The sequence below is a fragment of the Eggerthella sp. 1_3_56FAA genome, assembly GCF_000185625.1.
GTDB classification, from domain to species: Bacteria; Actinomycetota; Coriobacteriia; order Coriobacteriales; family Eggerthellaceae; genus Eggerthella; species Eggerthella lenta.
On sequence record NZ_GL622579.1, the window covers coordinates 457163 to 463927 of the forward strand.

The 6765-nt window shown below is 67.9% G+C and carries 8 protein-coding genes; all 8 read right to left on the minus strand.

Annotated features, from left to right (window positions below; all coding sequences use genetic code 11):
• Window positions 1-134: 134 nt before the first annotated feature.
• Window positions 135-1634, minus strand: coding sequence for a YifB family Mg chelatase-like AAA ATPase (locus tag HMPREF1023_RS01925; protein WP_009304460.1), 1500 nt, complete (start codon window positions 1632-1634; stop codon window positions 135-137).
• Window positions 1631-2152, minus strand: coding sequence for a YraN family protein (locus HMPREF1023_RS01930; protein WP_009304461.1), 522 nt, complete (start codon window positions 2150-2152; stop codon window positions 1631-1633). Before HMPREF1023_RS01930 ends, HMPREF1023_RS01925 begins: the two co-directional genes overlap by 4 nt.
• A 307-nt stretch (window positions 2153-2459) precedes the next feature.
• Complete coding sequence (locus tag HMPREF1023_RS01935) at window positions 2460-3248, minus strand: ribonuclease HII (RefSeq protein ID WP_009304463.1); 789 nt, start codon at window positions 3246-3248, stop codon at window positions 2460-2462.
• A gap of 142 nt (window positions 3249-3390) precedes the next feature.
• On the minus strand, window positions 3391-3738 hold the full coding sequence (rplS, locus tag HMPREF1023_RS01940; RefSeq protein ID WP_009304464.1) for a 50S ribosomal protein L19: 348 nt from the start codon (window positions 3736-3738) through the stop codon (window positions 3391-3393).
• Window positions 3739-3930: 192 nt separating this feature from the next.
• On the minus strand, window positions 3931-4263 hold the full coding sequence (locus tag HMPREF1023_RS01945) for an AzlD domain-containing protein (protein WP_009304465.1): 333 nt from the start codon (window positions 4261-4263) through the stop codon (window positions 3931-3933).
• The gene (locus HMPREF1023_RS01950; RefSeq protein WP_009304466.1) at window positions 4263-4949 is read right to left on the minus strand and encodes an AzlC family ABC transporter permease; all 687 of its coding nucleotides are present in this window, start codon (window positions 4947-4949) and stop codon (window positions 4263-4265) included. Before HMPREF1023_RS01950 ends, HMPREF1023_RS01945 begins: the two co-directional genes overlap by 1 nt.
• Window positions 4950-5014: 65 nt before the next feature.
• Window positions 5015-6058: a deoxyguanosinetriphosphate triphosphohydrolase gene (locus tag HMPREF1023_RS01955; protein WP_009304467.1), complete on the minus strand. Its 1044-nt coding sequence runs from the start codon at window positions 6056-6058 to the stop codon at window positions 5015-5017.
• Window positions 6059-6102: 44 nt separating this feature from the next.
• Window positions 6103-6765, minus strand: a 663-nt coding sequence (gene mtnA / locus HMPREF1023_RS01960) for an S-methyl-5-thioribose-1-phosphate isomerase (protein ID WP_035578288.1), incomplete at its 5' end; no start/stop codon positions are given.

Consider the following 6765-nt stretch of genomic DNA (forward strand, 5'->3'; position numbering starts at 1 on the left):
GGCGATGCCCTCCTGGAGCGCGAAAGGATCGCCTACCACGTACAGCCGATCCGGCGGCTGCGCCACGTTTTCCAGCGCAGAAGGGAAGCCTTCTCCGCCGCGCGCGAGCACCGTGCGCTCGCCAGCGAGCGCGCTCACGATTCCCCCTCGCGCAGGCGGAAGCCGATGGCCTCGCACAGATGGCTGCGCTCCACGCGGGCGCTCTCCTCCATGTCGGCTATCGTGCGCGCGAGCGCGAGCGTGCGCATGATGGCGCGGCCGCTCAGGCGCCCCGCCTTCGCCGCGCCCTCGAGGAAGCCCTCGTCCTGCGTCGTCAGCGCGCAGGCCCGAACAAGCGCCTCCGACGTGAGCGCCTTGTCGTCCTCCCCGTTTCGCGCGCGCCGCCACGACGCGAACTCCCGCGCGCGCAGCACATCGCGGCGCAGCTCCTCGGAGCTCGTGCCGTGCCCGGTGGCCAGCACCTCGCCGGGCGGGATCCTGCGCACCGCGATATGCACGTCGATGCGGTCCATGATGGGTCCGCCGATGCGGTTGCGGTAGAGCTGCATCTGCCGGTGCGTGCACGTGCACGGCTCCTCCTCGTCGCCGTAGTAGCCGCAGGGGCACGGGTTGGTGGCCGCCACCAGCATGAACCGCGCCGGGAAGTCGACGTTGCCGTCGGCGCGCGTGAGGGTGACCCGCCCCGACTCCAGCGGCTGGCGGATGCCCTGGAGAACAGACGGGCTGAACTCGGCGAGCTCGTCGAGGAACAGCACGCCGTTGTTCGCGAGCGATATCTCGCCGGGACGCAAGGGCGAGCCGCCGCCGACCAGCCCCGCCAACGTGGCCGAGTGGTGCGGGCTGCGAAACGGCCGCACCCCGCCCAGGATCGGTTCCACCTCCTCGCCGGCGACCGAGTGCACCACCGCCGTCTCGATGGCCTCGGCCTCCGACAGCGGCGGCAGGATGGACGGCAGCCTCGACGCGAGCATGGTCTTGCCCGAACCGGGCGGTCCCGTCATCAGCACGCCGTGGCCGCCCGCCGCCGCGATCTGCAAGGCGCGCTTCGCCATGTCGTGGCCGGCGATGTCCCGGAAGTCAAGCGCGGGCGCACTGCTCGGCTTCGCCGCGCCGGCCACGGCCGGGAACAGGCCCGTCCTGAACCCCGCCAGCGACTTCGCCGCACGGCGCACCAACCCGTCGAGCGCGACGAAACCCTGGTCGACCGGCGCGCATACGAGGTCGACGCCCAACCGCTGCGCGCACAGCGCGTAGGCCAGCAGCCCGGCCACCGGGCGCACCGCCCCCTCGAGCGACAGCTCGCCCACGAACAGCTGGCCGCGCACCGCACGCGGGTCTAACTGCCCCGAAGCGCACAGGATGCCCGCCGCGATGGGCAGGTCGAACCCCGACCCCGTCTTGCGCAAGACGCCCGGTGCCAGGTTCACCACCACCTTGCTGGCCGGCAGCGAGAAGCCGCACGAGCGCAGCGCCGCCTTCACCCGCTCGCGCGATTCCTGCACGGAGGCGTCGGCCAAGCCGACGATGGAGAAGCCGGGAATCCCGTTCGCCATGACCACCTCGACGTCGACCGGAACGGCTTCCACGCCGCGCAGCGTCGCGGACCGCACGACGCACTGCCCCCGCACGCTCATCGGCCCGAGAACGCGTTGATGTGGTGGCGGATCATCGCGCGGTCGGGCGAGATCGCCACGATGGACACGATGTCGAAGCGCACCGGCACGTCCACCACGTCGAAGCCTTGCAGGAACAGCGCCGCGATGCGCTCGTAGCGGTCGCGCTTGGCCTCGTCCACCGCTTCCGCCGGCATGCCGCAGTCGCAGCTCGACCTGGTCTTCACCTCCACGAACACGACGCTGTCGCCGTCGCGCGCGATGATGTCGGCCTCACCCGCCGCGCACGTCCAGTTGCGCTCGACGATCTCGTAGCCGCGCCGGTCGAGAAAGCGAGCGGCGGCGTCCTCGCCTCTACGCCCCAGCTCCGCGTTGCGCCCCCCCGCCGTCTTCTCGCGATCCTGCGCCCGTTCGCCCCGTTTCGCACGCCGCTTGGCCCCCGAGCCTACTCCTCGCCGCTCGCCCGCGCCGGCCTTCTTTCCGCACGCCGCCTGCTCACCGTCCTGCCATTCGATCGTTGCCGCCGTATCCTGATACATGGCACCACGCCCCTTTCGTCTGTGGTTCCATGATAAGGATGCCGTCTTACGCGGCGATGGCACGTATCCAGCGAAACGCACCGCGAAACCTTCCCGGAAAGACACGCCGTTTCCATGCGGATGACACGCGCCTTGCCTCCGTTTCCAACGCGGATCGAACGTATCGTCCATGCACTTTCGACGCAGATTCCGCACCGAAGAGAAACCGCAGATGGAAAAGCCGTCCAGCTTGCACCCGAAGGCGCGCCGAACGGCTCGCAAGCGTGGAAAACGCAGCGGTGGAAACGTGTGGAAGGACGCGGAGGCGCTAGAACAGAGCAGGTTGCGTGAAGGCCGTGCAGAACGTCGCGCGATGGATGGGCGTGAGACCGTAGCGCTTGATGGCCTCGATATGGGCCGCGCTCGCGTAGCCCTTGCAGGCGTCGAAGCCGTATTCGGGGTACTCCTCGGCGTAGCGGCACATGAGCGCGTCGCGCTCCACCTTCGCCACGATGGAGGCGGCGGCGATCGAGGCGCATTTCCCGTCGCCCTTCACCACGTTCACCTCGCGCTCGTCGAGGCGCATCGGGTTGCCGTCGAGCAACACCACGTCGGGGCGCACGCCCGCTTCCTCGATGCGTCTGATCGCGCGTCGGAACGCCAGCGCGAGCGAGGCCGTCATACCGCAAGCGTCGATGTCGGACGCCTCCACGTACTCGACCGTCCAGGCCACGGCCACGGCCTTCACCTGCACGGCGATGCGCTCGCGCACCTCGGGCTTCACCTGCTTGGAGTCGTTGAGACCCTCGATGAACGGTTCGGCGGGCAGCACCACCGCGCCCACGGCCAAAGGCCCGGCGAGCGGCCCGCGCCCCACCTCGTCGAGACCTACGATCACGCCGTCGCCGCGCCCTGCAGCCAGCGCGCGCTCGAACGCGTACAACGATGCCAGTCGCTGCCGTTCCGCCGCCTCGGCCGCCAGACGCGCCCGAGCCCGCTCCACGGCGTCGCGCACGCCCTTGCGCGCGTCGGCCACGAGCGAGCGCTCGAGCACCGCGAACTCGCGCTCGTCGGCTTCGTGCAGGCGTTGCTTGATATCGGCGACGGTCGGTTCCATGAATCCCCCTCGACATGCTCTTCTTCGACCGACCATGATACCAGAAAGGCGCTGCGCGGCCTCGCCCGCCCCTGTAAAAAAGGAACCCCCGCCGTCCGGAAGGACGACGGGGGTTCCTGCAAATCTGAAGCGTATAGAAGGCCTAGCGGTACGCCTTCTCCTTGATCTTCGCGGCCTTGCCCACCTTCTTGCGCAGGTAGTACAGCTTGGCGCGGCGCACATCGCCCTGACGCACGACCTCGATGCGCTCGATCTTCGGGGAGTGCACGGGGAAGGTGCGCTCCACGCCGATGGAGAAGCTGATCTTGCGAACGGTGAACGTCTCGCGATTCGAAGCGCCCTGGCGACGGATGACATCGCCCTGGAACACCTGGATACGCTCGCGGTTGCCCTCGGTGATGCGGTAGTGAACCTTCACGTTGTCGCCGACGTTGAACTCGGGGACGTCCTGCTTGATCTGCTGCTGTTCGATGGCGCGAATGATATCCATGACCCGTTCCTTCTTATATATTCAATGAAACCTAATTGCATGTCGTCTAGTAAAGACACGATTGGATAGTATACCGTCAACGGAACGGTACTGCAAGGAAAAACCTGGGCACATGCGCAAAAACTTGGGCTCTCCACGCATAATGCCGAATTCCGCCGCGCTTCCGGCCCGGTCTTCCGATGCGCACGGCCTCTACAGGAGCATGAGCAGCGCGTACGCGGCCACACCCGAGACGGCGCACCACAGAAGCGATTTCGTCTTCCAGGCGACGAGCGCCACCGCAAGCGCGGCGACCAGGGGCGCGGCTGCCGGCCACAGGCCTGCGTCGAACATGCCGGGCGTCAAAAGGTCGTTCGCGACGAGCGCGGCGAACGCGGCCGGCGGAATGAAGCCGAGCGCCTGCCCGACCCCTTCCGGCAGTTCCTTGCCCTTGAGAACGAACAGCGGCACCACGCGGCAGACCAGCATGGTGATTGCGCAGCACCCCAGCACGATGAAGTAATCGCCCCAGCCCATCGGTTCCATCAGCCGCGCTCCTTCGCCCACGTGAACAGCAGCGCCGCCATCACGCCCACGAGCGCGCCCACGAGTATGGCGGGGCCCGAAAGCCCGATGGTCTTGCATGTGTACACGCCCAGGATGGCGAACGCCGCAGCCACCACGTTGGCCGGCGTCACCTTTTGCGTGACAAGCAGGCAGATGAAGATGGACGTCATGGCGAAGGAGGCTATGGCCAGCGGGATGCCCACGGCGTTGCCCACGAGCACGCCGGCCACGTTCGACAGCGCCCACGAGCTTTGCGAGAAAAGGTTCACGAGCGTGGCGCGGCCAACCGACCAGCCGCCCTCCTCGAACTTCGCCGTGTTCACACCGTAGCTCTCATCGGTCACCGTAGCCGCGAACAGAAACGCGAGGCGTTTCTTCACACGCTCGCAGCGCGGCGCGAACGAGGCCGAGTACAGCATCTGGCGTGTGTTCACCAGCGACACGCTGGCGATGATGGACGCGAGCGGCGAGCCGGCCAGCCACATGTTCGGGATCATGAACTGGCCCGCGCCCGAGTAGAACACGGCCGACAGCAGGAACACCTGCAGCTCGTTCATGCCGATGGAAGCGCTCAGGATGCCGCAGGGTATGCCGATGGCGACGTAGCCCAGCATGATGGGCAGCGCCGCCGAAAACGATTGCCTGATGTGATCCCCGGAAAGCATAGTTAGACGATTATACAATTCTTGTGCACCTGCGCAACGAAGAAATGTCCTTAGGCCGAGGGAACCTAGTAATGCAGCGCGTTGGGGATGAACAGCCTTTGGTAGAGGTTCTTGGCGTAGCGGTCGGTCATGCCGGCGATGAAGTCGGTGACGGCGCGCAGGTCGTCGCCCTCGGAGATGGCGCGGTACTCCTGCGGAACTTCGCCCGTGTGCGCCACGTAGTAGTCGAACAGGTCGTCCACGAGGTGCGTCGCCTTCGCCACCTCGTCGGTGACGGCAGGGGCGCTGTACACGCGCTCGAACAGGAACGACCGCAGCTCCATCATGGCGTTCCACACCGCGTCGCTCATGCGGATGTCGTCGACGGCGGCCGACGTCTCCACCATGTCGAGCACGAGCGTCTCGATGCGCGACGAATGGTCGGGGCCCAGCATGGCGTGCGTCGACGCCGGCAGGTCGACCTCGCGCAGGATGCCCGCGCGGATGGCGTCGTCGATGTCGTGGTTGACGTACGCGATGCGGTCGGCCGTGCCCACGATGCGCCCCTCCAGCGTCTCGGCGCGCAGGTCGCCGGTGTGATTGAGGATGCCGTCGCGCACCTCGGACGTGAGATTCAGTCCCTTGCCGCCGTTCTCGATGCGCTCGACCACGCGCAGGCTCTGCTCGTTGTGGCGGTAGAGCGCCTCCGCCTCGGGCGATGCCGGGTCGATCCCCTTGTGGCGCGCCAGGCAGCGCGCGAGCGCCTCCTCCCCCGTATGCCCGAAGGGCGTGTGCCCCAGGTCGTGGCCGAGCGAGATGGCCTCGGCGAGATCCTCGTTCAGCCCCAGCGCGCGGGCGATGGTGCGGGCGATCTGCGCCACCTCCAGCGTGTGCGTGAGACGGGTGCGGAAGTGGTCGCCCTCGGCGGCCAGGAACACCTGCGTCTTGTGCGACAGGCGGCGGAAGGACTTCGTGTGGAGGATCTTATCGCGGTCGCGCTGGTAGTCGGTGCGCAGGATGTCGGGCTCGGCGGATCGGTCGCGGCCGTCGCTCTCGTCGGCGAACGCCGCGTCGCGGGAAAGCTCCACGTGCTCGCGCTGCTCTTGGTCCTCGCGATGGATGATGCGCATAAGGCCCTCCTTTTCCGTCGCCCGTCCGTCGGCGACCTGCAGGATCAGTATACCAACTTATCCGGCTCGAACGCGCCGCGCTCCGTGACGATGCGCGTGATGAGGCCGGCCGGCGTCACGTCGAAGGCCGGGTTCCACACGTCGACGCCCTCGATCGCGACGGGCAGGACCTCGGAGGCATCGCGCTCTTCGATGGGGATGCCCGAGCCGTCCGCGATCGCGGGGTCGATGGTGGAGGTGGGCGCGGCCACGTAGAACGGGATGCCGTGATGGCGGGCGAGCACGGCCACGCCGTACGTGCCGATCTTGTTCGCCGCGTCTCCGTTGGCGGCGATGCGGTCGGCTCCCACGATCACGGCGTCCACCTCTCCTTTAGCCATGAGGCTTGCGGCCATGTTGTCGCAGACGAGCGTGCAGGGAACGCCCGCGCGCGCCAGCTCCCACGACGTGAGGCGCGCGCCCTGCCCCACTGGGCGCGTCTCGTCGGCGTACACGCGCTCGATCTTGCCCTGCTCGGCCGCGGCGTATACCACGCCGAGCGCCGTGCCGTAGAACGCCGTCGCCAGGCTTCCGGCGTTGCAGTGCGTGAGCACGCGGCTGCCCTGCCGCAGCAGCGCGGCTCCGTGCGCGCCGATGGCGCGGTTCGCGGCTTCGTCCTCGGCCTCCATGCGCTTCGCCTCCGCGAACAGGGCGTCGGCCACGGCCGC

What these genes read in the sequence shown, in the direction of transcription:
- HMPREF1023_RS01925 (WP_009304460.1), bottom strand. Translation starts at nt 1,634, where the DNA reads ATGAGCGTGCGGGGGCAGTGCGTCGTGCGGTCCGCGACGCTGCGCGGC.
- HMPREF1023_RS01930 (WP_009304461.1), bottom strand. Translation starts at nt 2,152, where the DNA reads ATGTATCAGGATACGGCGGCAACGATCGAATGGCAGGACGGTGAGCAG.
- HMPREF1023_RS01935 (WP_009304463.1), bottom strand. Translation starts at nt 3,248, where the DNA reads ATGGAACCGACCGTCGCCGATATCAAGCAACGCCTGCACGAAGCCGAC.
- rplS (WP_009304464.1), bottom strand. Translation starts at nt 3,738, where the DNA reads ATGGATATCATTCGCGCCATCGAACAGCAGCAGATCAAGCAGGACGTC.
- HMPREF1023_RS01945 (WP_009304465.1), bottom strand. Translation starts at nt 4,263, where the DNA reads ATGGAACCGATGGGCTGGGGCGATTACTTCATCGTGCTGGGGTGCTGC.
- HMPREF1023_RS01950 (WP_009304466.1), bottom strand. Translation starts at nt 4,949, where the DNA reads ATGCTTTCCGGGGATCACATCAGGCAATCGTTTTCGGCGGCGCTGCCC.
- HMPREF1023_RS01955 (WP_009304467.1), bottom strand. Translation starts at nt 6,058, where the DNA reads ATGCGCATCATCCATCGCGAGGACCAAGAGCAGCGCGAGCACGTGGAG.